Origin of the sequence: Nocardia sp. NPDC088792 (genome assembly GCF_044750615.1) — a bacterium.
Taxonomy (GTDB): Bacteria; Actinomycetota; Actinomycetes; order Mycobacteriales; family Mycobacteriaceae; genus Nocardia.
This window is the reverse complement of record NZ_JBIVKC010000002.1, coordinates 1,131,079-1,147,236: the sequence shown is the minus strand read 5'-3', so window position 1 is coordinate 1,147,236 and position 16,158 is coordinate 1,131,079. Positions and strand designations below refer to the sequence as shown.

14 protein-coding genes and 1 riboswitch are annotated in these 16,158 nt (G+C 67.3%); of the genes, 6 read left to right on the top strand and 8 right to left on the bottom strand.

What is annotated here, in order from left to right; genetic code table 11:
* Positions 1 to 107: 107 nt before the first annotated feature.
* The 3 genes from ACIP5Y_RS14500 to ACIP5Y_RS14490 all read right to left on the bottom strand — a co-directional run bounded on the left by ACIP5Y_RS14500 (position 108) and on the right by ACIP5Y_RS14490 (position 2,369).
* Positions 108 to 851, bottom strand: coding sequence for an SDR family NAD(P)-dependent oxidoreductase (locus tag ACIP5Y_RS14500; RefSeq protein ID WP_400350342.1), 744 nt, complete (start codon positions 849 to 851; stop codon positions 108 to 110).
* Between the two features lie 68 nt (positions 852 to 919).
* On the bottom strand, positions 920 to 1,117 hold the full coding sequence (locus ACIP5Y_RS14495; RefSeq protein ID WP_400350341.1) for a hypothetical protein: 198 nt from the start codon (positions 1,115 to 1,117) through the stop codon (positions 920 to 922).
* Positions 1,118 to 1,400: 283 nt separating this feature from the next.
* Positions 1,401 to 2,369 (bottom strand): GlxA family transcriptional regulator, encoded by a 969-nt coding sequence (locus ACIP5Y_RS14490; protein ID WP_400350339.1) that lies wholly within the window; start codon positions 2,367 to 2,369, stop codon positions 1,401 to 1,403.
* Between the two features lie 120 nt (positions 2,370 to 2,489).
* Between ACIP5Y_RS14490 and ACIP5Y_RS14485 the strand changes: the two genes are divergently transcribed.
* On the top strand, positions 2,490 to 3,734 hold the full coding sequence (locus ACIP5Y_RS14485) for a PucR family transcriptional regulator (RefSeq protein WP_400350338.1): 1,245 nt from the start codon (positions 2,490 to 2,492) through the stop codon (positions 3,732 to 3,734).
* Positions 3,735 to 3,847: 113 nt separating this feature from the next.
* Here ACIP5Y_RS14485 and ACIP5Y_RS14480 read toward each other — a convergent pair whose 3' ends face one another.
* Positions 3,848 to 4,690, bottom strand: coding sequence for a hypothetical protein (locus ACIP5Y_RS14480; RefSeq protein ID WP_400350336.1), 843 nt, complete (start codon positions 4,688 to 4,690; stop codon positions 3,848 to 3,850).
* A gap of 345 nt (positions 4,691 to 5,035) precedes the next feature.
* Between ACIP5Y_RS14480 and ACIP5Y_RS14475 the strand changes: the two genes are divergently transcribed.
* Positions 5,036 to 7,162: a thioredoxin domain-containing protein gene (locus tag ACIP5Y_RS14475; RefSeq protein ID WP_400350335.1), complete on the top strand. Its 2,127-nt coding sequence runs from the start codon at positions 5,036 to 5,038 to the stop codon at positions 7,160 to 7,162.
* Positions 7,163 to 7,258: 96 nt separating this feature from the next.
* On the opposite strand, the gene ACIP5Y_RS14470 is transcribed toward ACIP5Y_RS14475, so the two are convergent.
* The 3 genes from ACIP5Y_RS14470 to ACIP5Y_RS14460 form a co-directional block, all read right to left on the bottom strand.
* Positions 7,259 to 7,798 carry a hypothetical protein gene (locus ACIP5Y_RS14470; protein WP_400350333.1) on the bottom strand — a complete coding sequence of 180 codons (540 nt, stop codon included), beginning with the start codon at positions 7,796 to 7,798 and terminating at the stop codon, positions 7,259 to 7,261.
* Between the two features lie 211 nt (positions 7,799 to 8,009).
* Positions 8,010 to 9,587, bottom strand: a complete 1,578-nt coding sequence (locus tag ACIP5Y_RS14465; protein WP_400350332.1) for an adenylate/guanylate cyclase domain-containing protein — start codon at positions 9,585 to 9,587, stop codon at positions 8,010 to 8,012.
* A gap of 199 nt (positions 9,588 to 9,786) precedes the next feature.
* Positions 9,787 to 10,410, bottom strand: a complete 624-nt coding sequence (locus ACIP5Y_RS14460) for a hemolysin III family protein (protein WP_400351276.1) — start codon at positions 10,408 to 10,410, stop codon at positions 9,787 to 9,789.
* A gap of 241 nt (positions 10,411 to 10,651) precedes the next feature.
* Here ACIP5Y_RS14460 and ACIP5Y_RS14455 point away from each other — a divergent pair, with 241 nt between their 5' ends.
* Positions 10,652 to 11,440 carry an isoprenyl transferase gene (locus tag ACIP5Y_RS14455; protein WP_400350330.1) on the top strand — a complete coding sequence of 263 codons (789 nt, stop codon included), beginning with the start codon at positions 10,652 to 10,654 and terminating at the stop codon, positions 11,438 to 11,440.
* 92 nt (positions 11,441 to 11,532) lie between these two features.
* Entirely contained in the window at positions 11,533 to 12,111 is a 579-nt protein-coding gene (locus tag ACIP5Y_RS14450; protein WP_400350329.1) for a hypothetical protein, read from the top strand.
* A gap of 71 nt (positions 12,112 to 12,182) precedes the next feature.
* Here ACIP5Y_RS14450 and coaA read toward each other — a convergent pair whose 3' ends face one another.
* A complete protein-coding gene (coaA, locus tag ACIP5Y_RS14445; protein ID WP_400350328.1) occupies positions 12,183 to 13,115 on the bottom strand; it encodes a type I pantothenate kinase in 933 nt (310 codons plus the stop codon).
* 174 nt (positions 13,116 to 13,289) lie between these two features.
* Between coaA and ACIP5Y_RS14440 the strand changes: the two genes are divergently transcribed.
* Complete coding sequence (locus ACIP5Y_RS14440) at positions 13,290 to 14,489, top strand: DUF885 domain-containing protein (RefSeq protein WP_400350326.1); 1,200 nt, start codon at positions 13,290 to 13,292, stop codon at positions 14,487 to 14,489.
* Between the two features lie 41 nt (positions 14,490 to 14,530).
* Positions 14,531 to 14,615: riboswitch (ZMP/ZTP riboswitch) on the top strand.
* 132 nt (positions 14,616 to 14,747) lie between these two features.
* Positions 14,748 to 16,043 (top strand): serine hydroxymethyltransferase, encoded by a 1,296-nt coding sequence (glyA, locus tag ACIP5Y_RS14435; protein WP_400350325.1) that lies wholly within the window; start codon positions 14,748 to 14,750, stop codon positions 16,041 to 16,043.
* Positions 16,044 to 16,158 lie beyond the last annotated feature (115 nt).

Sequence of the window (16,158 nt, the reverse complement as noted above, 5' to 3'; positions counted from 1 at the left end):
TCCAAGTCTCCAAGTGGCTACCATCGGTGAGGCTAACTGAACTGATAGTACAGTTCACTTTGATGGATTGCCAAGGATTAACTCGAGGGCGTAGCTGGAGCCGGCGATTACCAGGCGATGAGGCCGAGGCGGTCGGTGAAGGTGCCGGTCGGGCCGTCGGAGCCGAGGGTGGCGAGGCGAATGATCGAGTCGGTGCCCTCGGTGACGGTCAGCCGGCCCATATGGTTGTTCATATCGGTCGCGGCGAAGGTGTGGTTGACGACCTCGCCCGGGGTGGCGGCATTGAACTTGATGTTCGGGAGGGCCTGCGCGTAGCGGAGAGTCAACATGTTCAGGGCCGCCTTCGACGAGCTGTACGCCAGCTCATGCATTTTCGAGACGGGCTGACCGGGATCGGTGACGACAGCGAAAGATCCGCCGGCGCTGGAGACCATCACCACGCGCGGATTGTCTGCCACCTGCAGCAGGGGGAGGAAGGCATGGGTGACCCGGATCGGGCCGTACACATTGGTGTCGTAGACGGAATGCACGTCCTCGGCCGTCGCGTTCGCGGGCGGCACCGCCGTGCCGGGTGCGCCCGCATTGTTGATCAGGACGTCGAGCCGGTCGGTGTGGTCCCGGACCAGTCGCACCGCGGCGGCCACCGACTCGTCGGAGGTCACATCCAAGGAGACCGGGACCACCTTCACCCCGTCGGCGGCCAGCTCGGCCGCGGCCGCCTGTCCGCGAGCGTCATCCCGCGCACCGAGGAAAACCGTCCACCCTTGCGCTCCGAGTCGCCGGGCCGTTTCGCGCCCGAGGCCCTTGTTCGCGCCGGTGATCAACACTGTGGTCTGTTCCGTGATCGTCATGGCCACAAGACGCCGGCCACCACGCGCCCGTGACAGGGTGTGAGCGCCCTCACGAAGAGGGCGCGGTACTACTCTTCGTCTTCGCTCGAGGCGTCCAGGCCGAGCATGCGGAGCAAGTAGGCGCAATCCTCGACATCCAGGGCGTGACTCGCGACGGTGAGGGCGGCCATGGCGTTCTGCTTTTCGCAGGCGGCCTTTTCCGCCGCGCGTGCCGCGCTGAATTCACTCTGCTCGTGACGGAGGGTGGTCTGTCGTGCAGAGGTCATAGGAACACTTCCCGCCGGTGGGCCGGATTACCGAATCCGAATGACTCGGGCCGACTTTCTACTACCGCTCACACTACGGTGTGCACTTCGTTTTCCGAACGGCTACCCGAAACGAATCACGAAACAGTTTCGGCTGTCGGAATCCATATCGAAGATGCCGTTTCCGCCGCTGATGAAACCGCTGGTCACGGGCCTGGAGTCCGGTACACGCAGGGCGGATCGGAAAGCCGGCGCGGCCGTCCCGGGATTGCTATGCGGTTGCCGGGCCGCGATCGGCGGCCGATCAGGTGCCGCGCAGGGCGCTCGTCGTCTTACCGGTTCGCTCGCGCAGGAGCAGTCGCAGCGTGTGGGGATGCTCGTAACCTACTTGCCGCGCAATGACTTCCAGCGACATGTCGGTCGTGCGCAGCAGGTGGGAAGCCCGCTCGACCCGCAACGCCTGCACGAAACGCACAGGCGAGGTTCCCAAGGTGCGCTGCAGCGCACGTTGCAATGTCCGTTCACTGACCCCGATGGACTGTGCGGCAAGGGGAATGGTGAACGGCTCGGCCAATCGTTCCCGGACCCAGCGCTCGAAAGCCGCGATCAGCGGGTCGCTCTGCGCCAAGGCGCTGGGGATGGCGTAGACGGCTTGCGAGGGCCGTTCGTCGATCACCAGATAGCGGGCCACCTCGTCGGCCAGCGCGGGACTGCTCGCCCGGACGACCGCCAGTGCCAGGTCGACATGCCCGAAAGCCGCACCCGCGGTGACGATTCCGTCGGAACTGACGACCATGCGGCCTTCATCCAGGTCGACCTCGGGGTATCTGGCGCGGAAGGCCGGCGCGAGCCACCAGGTCGTCGTCGCGCGCCGGCCGTCGAGGATCCCCGCCTCGGCCAGCAGGAAGGTCCCGGCGCACGCCGAGGCAATCGTGATGCCGCGCAGCCGAGTTCGGGCGATCAGCTCACGCACCGGAATCGACTCGTCCCGATCGAGGAAGTCGAGCACTTCCGCGGGGCCGCGGGCCGCCCGGGCGGGCACGATCAGCAGATCCACCGTCTCGGCCCGGGCGAGCGGCTCGGTGGGCACCAGATGTCCGGCTCCGGTCCGCGCCATGGCGCCGACACCGATCGTCCGGACATTCCAGGACGGAGACCCGGAGTTCTGCGCGCTCACCGCATTCGCATGGTCGAGCACATCCAGGATCGCCGCCAGCCCGGAGTCGAAAACACCGTCACACGCGAGGACCGCCACCTCCATGACGGTAACCATATCAAGAGTGTTGTTTCCGTCACCGGAAGATCGTCTGCCTGATCACACTCACCGGGCGCGCCGCGTCCGCGCCCGGTTAGTATTGCCACTCGCAGACAGCCAGCTCCCGGATTGCCGCTCATGATCGAAACTCCGACACCGGTCACCGCCGATGTCCTGCGCCAGCTCGCAGAGCTGCGCGAGACCCAACACGTACACGACACCTTCACCGAGTTGACCATCGCCGAGGCCGGTTCCCGGCAGATTCTCGATGCCGTGGCCCAGCTATCGGGCGTGGCGGTGGTACTGGAGGACACCGGGCACCGCATCGTCGACTACCGGCCCGGCCCCGACGACAGCGCGGTCTTCCTGCATCGCTGGCAGGTGCGATCCCGCGTGGTCGAACTCGCCGGGCGCACCAGCTGGGACGAGACCAACGGCTGGCTGCTCACCCGGCTCGGCCGGCGGGATCGCGGCTGGGGCCGGCTGGTGATCGCCTCGCCCGAACCGCCGAGCCCGCGCACGATCGCGGTGGCCGAACGGGCCGCGGCCGCCCTGGCCATGTATCGCATGCACGACCAGAACCGCAGCGGCATGATCCGGCGGGCCCATCAGGAGGCGCTGGTCGGAATCCTGGCCGATCCGGACGCACCCCGACTACCGCAGCACTGTGAGCTGCTCGGGCTGAGCGTGTTCGGCCGTAGCTTCGTAGGCGCCACCGTGCGCCCGGTACTCCCGCTCGATTCCCCCGGCGGACCCCCGGCGTCACTCACCGACGACGTGATCGCGGCCCTGGTCCGCGCCGCCGACGAGCTCGGGGTGACGACGCTGGTCGCGAATGTGAACGGCGATATCCGCGCGCTGCTGTCGCTGCCGGTCGACGCCGATCATCGCGCGGTGATCGACGAGCTCGCCGAGGCCATCGACAAGCGATACCCGATCCTGCTGGCCGCGGGCCGGCCGGTAGCGCGCCTGCAAATGGCCGACCGGACCCTCAAAGAGGCCCAGCACGTGGCCGAATCGGTCCCGCAGGACTCGCGCGAGCGGGTCGTGCACCGCGTCGAGGATGTGCACGTGCGCGGGTTGCTGACCATGCTCGGTGATGACGAGCGGTTGCGGCTGTTCGTGGATCGAGAACTGCGGCCGCTCAAGGAATATGACGAGCGCTACAAGGCCGGCCTGATCGGCACGTTGTGGGCGCTGCTGCGATTCCCGGGCAACAAGTCCGACGCCGCGGCCAGCCTGAACATGTCGCGGCCGGCGTTCTACGACCGGTTGAACCGGATCTCGAAACTGCTGGACGCGGACCTGGACGATCCGGATATCCGAGTTTCGCTGCACCTGGCGCTGATTGCCGACGAACTGTCGGCCGGAACGGATCGCTGAGCGATTCTCGCCCACCGGATCCCTTATCCCGGCCACGAACATCCTGAACATACGAAGACGGGCGGTCCTGCCGAAATCGGCAGGACCGCCCGTTTGTACTTCTCTTGCGGGATTTACTTCGGCGCGGCCGGGGCGGCCGGGTCGACGCAGTAAGCGCCCGGGCCGTAGCACGGCGAGGAGATGGTGCTGAAGTACTGGTACGCGGACCACAGCACCATCGGGCCACCGACCAGAATGGTGCCCAGCAGCGAACCGACGGAACCGACGAGGGCGATACCGGCGACACAGCCGATGACCGCGCCCGGCAGGGCAGCAAGCATCAGGGAGAGCGGAGCCGAGAGGCCGGCACCGACCAAACCGCCGCCGATGCAGCCGACGCTCGCACCGATCAGGGCGCCGACCACGGCGCCGGTCAGGCTGGAGATGGTGGCGCGGGAACCGAACGCCGACAGCTCCTGCTGGTCACGCGGAGTGAAGGACTCGGTGATGTCCTTCGGCTGGGCCTGGGCGACCGGGACCAGGCCCTGCAGGACCGAGGTGGAAACCGGCTGTGCGGACGGAACGCCGGCGGTGGGGTCCGTGTTCGGGGTCAGGGTTACCGAGTGGTCGGCAATCTGGGCCGCGATCGGGAACTGGGTGTTGTCCTTGCGGTAGGACAACGGAATGGAGTCCACCGCGTCGCCGTTGGCGTTGGAGATGACCAGGGTGTCACCGACCGTCTTGAACGTGCCGTTCGGCGCGTTCAAGGTCATGCTGTCGGTGCCCTTGTCGACGGTGTAGTCGACACCGTTGATCGAGACGGACTGTTCCGCCGGGACGTTGGAAAACGCGGTGGTGGGGACCGTCGCGATTCCCGGAGTCGCCGCCGGGGCATCGGCGGGATCGGCGTAAGCGGGCGCGGCGGCGATGCTGACAGCACCGACGACCAGTGCTGCGCACGCGGTGATCTTCCTCATCTAGAGCGACCTCATGCTTTCTTCTTTCGGATAGCTGCGTACGTAGGGCTCATGCGCAGCAGCGGGACTGATCCTGACCTGCCCGGATGGCTCTACATATAGACAAGCTGTCAGCGCTTTTCTCTCAGCATTTACAGGCTGTCGGCTCACCCCCGATACGCTGCACGTTTGCTCTTGTTGCGAAGATGAATACTGAGAAAATCGATGGAAAACAACCACGGCGCTTTGCTCGGCTTGCCTCTGCGTGGTAGGTTCTCCGGCTCGCTGCGACGGCCGATGTCAAGAAAAGGGTTCCATTCCGCCACACCGGAGTTCGTGCCCGCCGGGTGTGGAAGGCTGGACGACATGAACCGATTGGGCAGCGCCACTTCGCCTTATCTCCGTCAGCACGCCGGGAATCCGGTGGATTGGCGGGAGTGGGATGCCGAGGCGCTGGCGGAGGCGGCCGAGCGGGATGTCCCGATTCTGCTGTCCATCGGATACGCGAGTTGTCATTGGTGTCATGTCATGGCGCACGAATCGTTCGAGGACGAGAGCACCGCGGCGCTCATGAATGCGAACTACGTGTGTATCAAAGCGGATCGGGAGGAGCGGCCCGATCTGGACGCGGTCTATATGAATGCGACCGTGGCCATGACCGGCCAGGGCGGGTGGCCGATGACCTGCTTCCTCACGCCGGCGGGGGCGCCGTTCTATTGCGGGACCTATTACCCGAAGACGCCCCGGCACGGGATGCCGTCGTTCACGCAATTGTTGAGCGCTGTTTCCGACACTTGGCAGAACCGGCGGGAGGAAGTCGATACCGCTGCGACGCAGGTTTCGGAGGCGTTGCGGCAGCAGGCGGCCGGGTTGCCGGATGCGCAGGTGGAGATCGGTGCGGAGCTGCTCGATCACGCGGTGGGGGCGGTGCTGAAGGATATCGATTCGCAGTACGGCGGATTCGGCGGTGCACCCAAGTTTCCGCCGTCGGCCTTGCTGGAGGGATTGCTGCGGGGGTACGAGCGCACCGGCGATGACGGTGTACTGCAGGCGGTTTCCTTCACCGCGGAAGCAATGGCGCGGGGCGGGATCTACGACCAATTGCGGGGTGGGTTCGCGCGCTACTCGGTGGACGCCGCGTGGGTGGTGCCACATTTCGAGAAGATGCTTTATGACAATGCGCAATTGCTGCGGGTGTATTCGCATCTGGCGCGGCGCGGGCAGGACGCCCAGCGGGCCGCCGCGAGTGGGCCGGGGGAGGCGCTGGCGCACCGGATCACCCGGGAGACCGCGCAATTCCTGATCGATGACCTGGGCACCGAACAGGGCGGGTTCGCCTCCGCGCTGGACGCCGACACCCATCTGGAGCCGGGCGCTCCCGGAGTCGAGGGCGCGACCTACGTGTGGACGCCCGCGGAGCTCAACGGGATCCTCGGTGCGCACGACGGGGCGTGGGCGGCAGAGGTTTTCGGCGTCACCACGGCGGGCACCTTCGAGCACGGCACCTCGGTGCTGACCCGATACCGCGACCCGGACGACGCGAATCACGAACGGCTCGAACGGGTTCGGTCCGAACTGTCCGCGGCGCGCGAACTGCGCCCGCAGCCCGGCCGCGACGACAAGGTGGTGACCGCCTGGAACGGGATGGCCATCGTCGCGCTGGCGGAGGCCGGTGCGGCCCACCTGCGTCCGGACTGGACGGCGGCGGCCGTGCGGTGCGCCGAATTCCTGCTGGACGCGCACGTCGCCGACGGCCGGGTGTGCCGGGCCTCGCTCGGCGGGGTGGCGGGCGCCGCGCCGGGTGTGCTGGAGGATTACGGGTGGCTTGCACTGGGATTGCTGGCCTTGCACCAGTCCGCCTCGAACGAGCGTGATTGGCTCACACCCGCGCAGCAGATCCTGGACACGGCCATCGCGCGCTTCGCCGATCCGGAAGCGCCCGGCAGCTGGTTCGATACCGCCGACGACGCCGAAACCCTCGTCACCCGCCCCCGCGACCCCGTCGACGGTGCAACCCCCGCCGGCGCCTCCGTCCTGGCCGACGCCCTCCTCACCGCTGCCGCCCTGACCGCCACCGACCGGTCCCTCCGCTACCGCGACCTGTCCGATCGAACTCTCGAACGCGGCGCCATCCTGCTCGCCCGCGCCCCGCGTTCGGCAGGCCACTGGCTGGCCGTCGCGGAAGCCGCTCTGCGCGGCCCCATTCAGGTCGCCGTCGTCACCGGCAGCGGCGATGCGGCAGGCGATGGCGATTCGGTGGACGAGGACAACGCGGTGCGCGGAGCGGCCGGCCTCGTCGCAGCCGCCCGTGTGACCGCCCCGGGTGGTTCGGTGATCGTCTCCGGCGCAGTGGATTCCCAGCCGCTACTGGCGGATCGCCCACCGGTACAAGGCAAGTCGGCCGCCTACGTCTGCCGCGGATCGGTCTGCGACCTCCCCGTCACCGACGCCGCGGATGTCCGTACCGCACTGCTACCGCCCGGCCGGGGCTGACGACTGCAAAACCACCGCGGCGCAGGATCTTCGGCCGCCGGGATCGGCCTGCTCGCCGGGCTCGGATACCGGCCCGCATGCGCTCCGGCGGGCTGGTCACTGCCCGCCGGGTGTAGCGCGGTCCGTCTGCGGTTGTGCTTCGGCCGTGGTGTGGGCACGAGCCGATTCGGGGTGGAAGTAGTCGCCTGCCCGGAGCATTGCGGGGATCGCGATCCAGACCGCTACGAGGTGGGCGATGCGGAGCAGGACGATCAGCAGGCCCTCGGCCGTCCAGCCGGTGAAGAGGTGGGTGGGGTGGTCCGCCGTGGCGATGGCTCGGAGGGGTTCGGCTATCAGGGAGGCGGTGCCGACGATGCCGAGGCCGTAGACGAGAAGGTTTCGGGCACCGAGGTTTCCGCCCGCCATGCGCATGGCGATGAGTAGCACCAGGGTGTAGAGGGCGGCGCGGGCGAGCAGGCCGGAAGTGAGGGCGCCCATGTGGGTTTCGTTGTGGCGCAGGGCGATTGCGGTGTGCAGGATGGTTTCGGCGACGCCGGCCAGCAGGGCGGCGAGGATGGCGCGGTAGGCCAGGGTCACCAGGGGTGGGCGGAGGGCGGGCGACTCCGATCGGTTTCGGTGCAGTCCGATATCGGTCATACCGTGACTGTCCCGCCGGAGGGCGTGGTCGCGGATCACCCGCGGGTACCATCTCGTTCTCGTCCTCGAGGGTGACGTGACCCTGATGATCGACTCGGCGGCTTAATCCGTTGCCGCCGGATGCGGGCGGTTCTAGAGTCGGAAAACTGTGTTCACCTTGAATTTTTCGTTGTCGTATCCGAGTACAACAGTGTCCGCGCGGGCCGCATGATCAGCGATCGGCAGCCCGATCGGCGCCGGGTCCGGGGGCCCGGATCGCGGCCGGCGGGGATGCCGCGGCCGGCGGGGCGGTGCCGTTGTGGCGGGGTGGCGTGGGGGCCGGCAGGTCCGTCCAGCACGGAGTGGGCTCCTTGCGACCCCGGAGGTGGATGGTGTCGTGGAGGATCCACTTATCGCGTTCGTGCGCGCAGGCGGCATCGATGACGGCCTGACTGGCCAGGATGCGGCGCTGCACCTTCTTGGCCTCGGTGGTGAGGCGCGCGGCCTCGTTGACGGCGTCGCCGATGACGGTGAATTCCAGGCGTGAGTCGGTGCCGACATCGCCGGCGAAGACCAGCCCGCGGGCCAGGCCGATGCCGATATCCAGTTCGCCGGTGGCGGCGACCGCGTCGCGGATGCGGCGGGCGGCGCGCAGGGCCGGAGTCGCGTTGTCGTCCAAGGCGATCGGCGCGCCGAAGATGCACAGTGCCGCATCGCCTTCGAACTTGTTGACCAGGCCCTGATTCTCTTCGGTGGCCGCCACCACGATGGTGAGCAGCCGGTTCAGCTTGGCCACGAAGTCGTGCGGGGCGAGTTCGGTGGACAGCGCCACCGATCCGGTCACATCCACGAAAAGCGCTGTCACCACTCGGGTATCGCCGGTGAGGTTGGCGGTTCCGGACAGCGCGCGTTCGGCCACCTCGGTGCCCACGTGCCGGCCGAAGACGGTCCGCATGCGTTCGCGCTCACGGAGATTCACCGCCAGCTCGTTCACCGAGAGTTCGAGCCGGCCGATCTCGCTGGTGCTGCCGATCGGTACCCGCACGTCGAGATCGCCGCGCGCGATGCGGTCCAGCGCATCGCGCAGCGTGTGCATGGGCGTGGCCACGGCGCGGGCCAGGGTGGCGGTGGCGACCGCGCCCGCCGACAATCCGACCAGCGCGAGATAGATGCCGGTGCGGATGCGGTGGGTGCTGTCGGTGCCGGGATCGGACAGCACGGTGATCAGCATGAACAGCGGCACCGCACCGGTCACCGCGAAGGTCACCAGTACGCGGGTCAGCACGGAAGAACTCCAGTGCGTGGTCCCGTCCAGCACCTCGGACACCACCGGAATCGTGGGCCGGATGAGCCGGTCCACGATCAGGTAGGTGAGTGCCGCCGATTCCAGCGCGCCGAAGGTGAACATGAACAGCACGACCGTGAAGTTGCGCGGCTGCGTGGCATGCGCGAACAGTGCGGCCGCGATGATCACGCCGGGTATCCAGATGGCCAAGGCGCGCACGGTGATCGAGATCGGCAGCCGCAGCAGCCGTTCCGCCTCTGCTTCGCTGGGCGGGCGCCGCTGATCCAGCCAGCCGAAGTAGTGTCCGCGGTCCCGTACCGCGAGCACGATGCCCGCCAGTGCGCCGATCGCCGGGTAGATGGCCACTTGCAGGAAGGTGGTGAGCCAGTCGGGTCCGAGCCGGCCGAAGAAGCCGATCAGCCACAGTTCGGTGGTGATGACCGCGAGGCCGCCGAGATTGCAGGCCATGACGACGACGGACAGCCCCCAGTGTGCGCGTAGCGCCCAGAGGATGAGTCTGCTCACCGCTCTGCCGCTCCGCGCGTGGCGACGGGCGTCGCGGCGGCGACGGTCGGTGCGGTCATAGCGGTCGCGTGCCTCGTGTGTCGTCCGGCTCTTTGCTCAGGACTTTAGAGACTCTTCGGCGCCGAGTGCACGTTTGTGGCCAACCGAATGGCAGGTTTGTGAGTTATTGCTCCGATCGGGCCGCGGTGACGGCGGCCGATCAGGTCAGCACGACCATCCAGATCGCGATGTAGTGGCACAGCGCCGCGACCACCGTTGCGGCATGGAAGAACTCGTGATGCCCGAACACCTCCGGCCACGGGTCCGGCCAGCGCGACGCATACAGGATGCCGCCCACGCTGTAGGCGATGCCGCCCGCGAGCAGCAAAAGCACCGGCGCCCAGCCCACATGGTGGATGAGGGTCGGCGCGACCGGCACGATGGCCCAGCCCAGCAGCAGGTACAGCGGCACGCCGACCCAGCGGGGCGCGGTGGGCCACAACATCTTCAGGGCGACGCCGGCCAGCGCGCCCGCCCACACGATGGACAGCAGGATGGTGCCCGCGCTGCCGCGCACGCCCAGGAGCGCGAAGGGGGTGTAGCTGCCCGCGATGAACAAAAAGATCATGCTGTGATCAGCACGTTTCATTGCAAGGCGGGCGCGGGCGGTGCGCCAGTTCACCCGGTGATAGGTGGCGCTGACGCCGAACACGCCGCATACGGTGATGCCGTAGACCAGCGTCGACCAGGCCGCTGTCGCGGACACCGTGGCCGAGACCGAGACCAGCACGATCACCGCGATGGCGGCGACGCCCACGGCCCACGCGTGGATCCACCCGCGCATGCGGGGCTTGATCGGCGTGAGTTCTTCGAGCACGGTGTCGGACAAGACTTACCTCCTGAGTAACCTACGGTACCGTAGGTTGGCTTTCGATGCGGAAGGTGACAACTGATTTGCCGACGGTCGGGGTAACTCCCCGGGTACGCCCGAGATCGGTTCGGCTCCCAACCGCCGGCACGCGTGTCCGTCGGTCGACGCTCCTTGGCTGGGCGCCAAAGTTTCGGGGAGGCGGAACAGCGTAGGGTTGGCGACCGTGAAGCTTGTGGGTCAAGTGCGTGGGCTCCCATATCGCATTTATGAGGCCCGGCTGTCGAAGCAGCTGGCCGACAAACAACATCCCCGGCACGTGGCCGTCATGTGCGACGGCAATCGCCGGTGGGCGCGGGAGAACGGCTTCACCGATGTGAGCCACGGCCATCGGGTCGGCGCGCTCAAGATCGCCGAACTGGTCGGCTGGTGCGGTGAAGCGGGCATCGAGATGGTGACGCTCTACCTGCTGTCCACCGAGAATCTCGGGCGCGATGCCGACGAGCTGGAGACCCTGCTCGAGGTGATCACCGATGTGGTCGACGAACTGGCTGCGCCCGAACAGAATTGGAGTGTCCGCATCGTCGGGGCGCTGGGTCAGCTGCCCGAGGACATGGCCAAGCGACTCAAGTACGCGGCCGACAGCACCCGCGGTCGCACCGGTGTGCACGTGAACGTGGCCATCGGCTACGGCGGGCGGCAGGAGATCGCCGACGCGGTGCAATCCCTCGTCCGGCAGGAGATCGAGGCCGGGGAGCACGGCGAGGACCTGGTGCAGTCCATCACCGTGGACGCCATCAGCCAGCATCTCTACACCTCCGGTCAGCCGGATCCGGATCTCGTCATTCGCACCTCGGGTGAGCAGCGGCTTTCCGGCTTCCTGTTGTGGCAGAGCGCGTATTCCGAGATCTGGTTCACGGAGGCCTACTGGCCGGAGTTCCGGCGGGTGGATTTCCTGCGCGCCCTGCGTGATTACGCGGCGCGGCACCGTCGTTTCGGCGTATAGCGCATCATCGAGAACACGGCATACCAACGGTTCCGTTGCAGTGCAATGGCTTCCGGGTTCGCGGGGCTGTCGCTACCGTAGCGTCGGATCGTATGACCGAGCTGCGTGATGAGGCCGCTGAGCCGTATATCAGCTATGAGGAGTTCGGCCGCCGTTTCCTCGAATACGCGGCCTCGCCCGAGCGGATAGCGGGGGCATTCGAGAAACTCACCGGGGAGGCCTTCGAATTCGGGCCGATCGCGGCCGGGCCGGGGAAGCTCGCGAAACTCTCCGCCACCGTGCGGCTCGGGCAGCCCCGATTGAATCGCGAAGCGCTGGAGCTCATCTCGTTCGATCTGGTGATTCCGCTGCAGGTGGATCTGCTGGTCGACCTGTCCGTGGACCGCTATCCGTTCCGGGTGGACGGCACGATTCACCTACATCTGACCGTCCGCACCGCAACCCCTTTGCGGGTCATCATCGATATCGACGAGCCGCAGCCCAGCAATGTGCGTATCAATGTCGCCAGCGCTTCCCGGCGCGGTGAGGTGTTGCGCATCATCGCCAGTGTGGATCACGAGATCCGCCGTTTCGTCGCTCGCTATATTGCGAACGAGATCTGCAAACCCAACATTCAGGCCGCCACCGATATCGATGTGGCGGCCCGGCTGGATGCTGCCTGGAAGCTCTAGGGTTTGCGCGGCCGCGAGCGGCTGAAGTTTGCGCGGCCGCGAGCGGCCGAAGTTTGCGCGGCCGCGAGCGGTTAAAGCTTGCGCAGGCGCAGGCGATTGATGGTGTGGTCGGCGTCCTTGCGTAGCACCAGGGTCGCGCGTGGGCGGGTGGGCAGGATGTTCTCCACCAGATTCGGCCGGTTGGTGTTGTTCCAGATCTCCTTGGCGGCGCTCACCGCCTGCGAATCGTCGAACACGGCGTAGTGGTGGAACGCCGAATCCGGTTCCGAGAACGAGGTCTTGCGCAGGGCGAGAAAGCGCTGCACATACCAGTTTTCGATGTCCTCGATGCGGGCGTCCACGTAGATGGAGAAGTCGAACAGGTCCGACACCATCAGCCGCGGTCCGGTCTGCAGCACATTGAGGCCCTCGACGATCAGAATGTCGGGCTGTCGCACGCAGTGGAATTCGCCCGGCACGATGTCGTAGGCGATGTGCGAGTACACGGGCGCGCAGACCTCGCCCGCACCGGATTTCACCTCGGTGACGAAACGCAGCAGTTTGCGCCGGTCATAGGACTCCGGGAAGCCTTTACGGTGCATGATGCCGCGCCGGGTGAGTTCGGCTGTGGGGTACAGGAATCCGTCCGTGGTGACCAGATCCACCCGCGGATGGTGATCCCAGCGGGCCAGGAGCGCCTGCAGCACACGGGCCGTGGTGGATTTGCCGACCGCCACCGACCCGGCGACGCCGATCACGAACGGCACCTGGCGGTCCGGATGGGTTTCTCCGAGAAAGGTGGCGGTGGCGGCGAACAGTCGCTGCCGGGCGGCCACCTGTAGATGGATGAGTCGCGCGAGCGGGAGATAGACCTCGGCGACCTCTTCGAGGTCGATCTGCTCGCCCAGGCCGCGCAGGCCCGTCAGTTCTTCCTCGGTGAGTACCAGGGGAGTCGACTTGCGCAGGGTGCGCCACTGTTTCCGGTCGAATTCCACATAGGGACTCGGCTCGCTCATCCGTGCCACTATCCACGTCCTCGAGTCGACGCACCTTCCATAGCCGAATTGTGCTCGGGGCCGTCGGGGCGGTGAACACCAGGTGTTGCTACTCGCCGGTAACCGGAGTGAGATATGGCACAGCACACTGTGCTCCACGCCATCCGATACCCGGATCGGCCCTATCCCATAGGGTCGTTTCTCATGGCAGCGCATCCACTCGTCACCGAATACCTGCGACTGGGACTGGCCTTCGACCGTCTGGAGGAAGGCTTCGTCGACGCCTTCACCGGCGATCCCGCCCTGCGCCGCGAAATCGAGAACGCGCCGAAACCGGAGCCGCGCGATCTCGCGAACAAGGCCGCCGCCCTGCGCAAGGAACTGCCCGAGGCCGGATTGCCCGAGCCGCGTACCGAATTCCTGGATGCGCACCTGCGCGCACTGGAATGTTCCGGCCGCAAGTTCGCCGGCGACGACATCGGCTTCGTCGAGGAGGTGAGCGCGTACTTCGACGTCGACATCGCGCCCGGCGACGAGGACGACTACCGCGAGGCGCACCGGCAGCTGAACGAGGTGCTGCCCGGCGACGGCCCGCTGCTCGACCGCATGACCGCGCACCGGCGCGGCGACGAGATCCCGCCCGAACGCCTGCGGGAGTGCGTGGACGCATTCTCCAGCGCGCTACGGGATCTGGTCCGGCAGCGCTACCCGCTGCCCGAGACCGAGCAGGTGCATTACGAGGTGGTCGGCGACAAGCCGTGGTCCGGGTTCAACTACTACCTGGGCGACTACCAGTCGAAGGTGGCCATCAATTCCGATCTGAAGCAGCACATGTCGATGCTGCCGCACCTGATCGCGCACGAGTCCTATCCCGGCCACCACACCGAGCACTGCCGCAAGGAAGCCGGACTTGTCGGCGCCGGGCAGGACGAGCAGACGCTGTTCGTGGTCAACACCCCGCAGTGCCTGATGGCTGAGGGGCTGGCGGACCTGGCCCTGAAATCGATCGTGGGTCCCGGCTGGGGCGCGTGGGCGCAGGAGATCTACGCGGACCTCGGCCTGCGCTTCGACGGGGAACGCGCGGAACGGATTTCGACCGCCTCGGCGAATCTGCTGGGCGTGCGCCAGGATGCCGCGCTGCTGCTGCACGATCGCGGGAAGGATGCCGATACGGTCGCCGACTTCCTGCAGCGCTGGGGTCTCACCACTCCGGACCGGGCGCGGCAGTCGCTGCGCTTCCTCTCCTCACCGCTGTGGCGGGCCTACATCTCCACCTACGTGGAGGGCTACCGCCTGCTCGGTGACTGGCTGAACCGGGCCGCCGACCCCGAGGACCGTTCCGAGCGTTTCCGCCGCCTCCTCGACGAACCGCTCACCCCCGGAGCGGTTCGCCGCATGGACTGAGCCGCCGGCCGCGACAGGCGCGGTGCGGCGCGAATGTAGGATGGCTGCACCGCGACTGGCGTACTCGAGGTGGAAGCGACCACCGGGAAGCACCGAAGCCCCGCACCGCGCGCCTGGGTGCCGGGCCCCAGCCTTTGGCTACCCCGGGCACTGCCCTGGGTTTTCACGGGCCCTCGGAGCACGGAGGTTGCGATGCAACAGGAGATACAGAACCCCCTGGTCGGCGAGTCCACGCCGGCGGCCAATACACTCGGCGGCGTGACCCAGACGAGCGCTTCTGTGAACAGCCAGTCCCTCGCCGAACTAGACCCCGAGGTCGCCGCCGCGATGGGCGGGGAGCTCGCTCGTCAGCGCGACACCCTCGAGATGATCGCCTCGGAGAACTTCGTGCCGCGCGCCGTGCTGCAGGCGCAGGGCAGCGTGCTCACCAACAAGTACGCCGAGGGCTATCCGGGTCGCCGCTACTACGGCGGCTGCGAGAACGTCGATATCGTCGAGGATCTGGCGCGGGCCCGCGTCACCGAGCTGTTCGGCGCGGAATACGCGAACGTGCAGCCGCATTCGGGTGCGCAGGCCAATGCGGCGGTGCTGATGGCGCTGATGAATCCGGGCGAGAAGCTGCTCGGTCTGAACCTGGCGCACGGCGGTCACCTCACCCACGGCATGCGGCTGAACTTCTCCGGCAAGCTGTACGAGGTGCATGCCTACGGCGTGTCGAAGGAAGACCACCGCGTCGACATGGACGAGGTGCGCAAGCTCGCCCGCGAGTCGCAGCCGAAGGTGATCGTGGCCGGCTGGTCGGCGTACCCGCGGCAGCTGGACTTCGCCGCCTTCCGTGAGATCGCGGACGAGGTCGGCGCGTACCTGTGGGTCGATATGGCCCACTTCGCGGGACTCGTTGCGGCGGACCTGCATCCGTCGCCGGTGCCGCACGCGCACGTGGTGTCCTCCACCGTGCACAAGACCCTCGGCGGCCCGCGCTCCGGCCTGATCCTGGCCAAGGAGGAGTTCGCCAAGAAGCTGAACTCGGCCGTGTTCCCCGGGCAGCAGGGCGGTCCGCTCATGCACGCCATCGCCGCCAAGGCCGTGTCGTTCAAGATCGCCGGCAGCCCGGAGTTCAAGGAACGGCAGGAGCGCACCCTGTCCGGCGCCAAGATCATCGCCGAGCGGCTGACCCAGGCCGACGCCAAGGCCAAGGGCATCACCGTCCTCACCGGCGGCACCGATGTACACCTGGTCCTGGTCGACCTGCGCAACTCCGAGCTCGACGGCCAGCAGGGCGAGGATCTGCTGCACGAAATCGGAATCACCGTGAACCGCAATGCCGTTCCGTTCGACCCGCGCCCGCCGATGGTCACCTCCGGCCTGCGCATCGGCACCCCCGCGCTGGCCACCCGCGGCTTCGGCGACACCGAGTTCACCGAGGTCGCCGAGATCATCGCCGCCGCCCTCACCGGGTCCGCCGACCTGGACTCGCTGCGTCAGCGTGTCTCCAAGCTGGCCCAGGCCTTCCCGCTGTACGACGGCCTGGAGGACTGGAAGCTGCTCGGCTGATACCGCCGCGAAAGCCGCAGAGCCCGCCACGATCTCACGATCGCGGCGGGCTCTCGTGCGTTCGCGGGGTGAAGATACGCCCGGAAACCGGAAATAAGTGCCGAGCGATCCGGGT

Excerpts from the sequence above, each read along its gene's own strand:
- ACIP5Y_RS14500 (WP_400350342.1), bottom strand. The coding sequence starts at position 851 with ATGACGATCACGGAACAGACCACAGTGTTGATCACCGGCGCGAACAAG.
- ACIP5Y_RS14495 (WP_400350341.1), bottom strand. The coding sequence starts at position 1,117 with ATGACCTCTGCACGACAGACCACCCTCCGTCACGAGCAGAGTGAATTC.
- ACIP5Y_RS14490 (WP_400350339.1), bottom strand. The coding sequence starts at position 2,369 with ATGGTTACCGTCATGGAGGTGGCGGTCCTCGCGTGTGACGGTGTTTTC.
- ACIP5Y_RS14485 (WP_400350338.1), top strand. The coding sequence starts at position 2,490 with ATGATCGAAACTCCGACACCGGTCACCGCCGATGTCCTGCGCCAGCTC.
- ACIP5Y_RS14480 (WP_400350336.1), bottom strand. The coding sequence starts at position 4,690 with ATGAGGAAGATCACCGCGTGCGCAGCACTGGTCGTCGGTGCTGTCAGC.
- ACIP5Y_RS14475 (WP_400350335.1), top strand. The coding sequence starts at position 5,036 with ATGAACCGATTGGGCAGCGCCACTTCGCCTTATCTCCGTCAGCACGCC.
- ACIP5Y_RS14470 (WP_400350333.1), bottom strand. The coding sequence starts at position 7,798 with ATGACCGATATCGGACTGCACCGAAACCGATCGGAGTCGCCCGCCCTC.
- ACIP5Y_RS14460 (WP_400351276.1), bottom strand. The coding sequence starts at position 10,410 with ATGCGCGGGTGGATCCACGCGTGGGCCGTGGGCGTCGCCGCCATCGCG.
- ACIP5Y_RS14450 (WP_400350329.1), top strand. The coding sequence starts at position 11,533 with ATGACCGAGCTGCGTGATGAGGCCGCTGAGCCGTATATCAGCTATGAG.
- ACIP5Y_RS14440 (WP_400350326.1), top strand. The coding sequence starts at position 13,290 with ATGGCAGCGCATCCACTCGTCACCGAATACCTGCGACTGGGACTGGCC.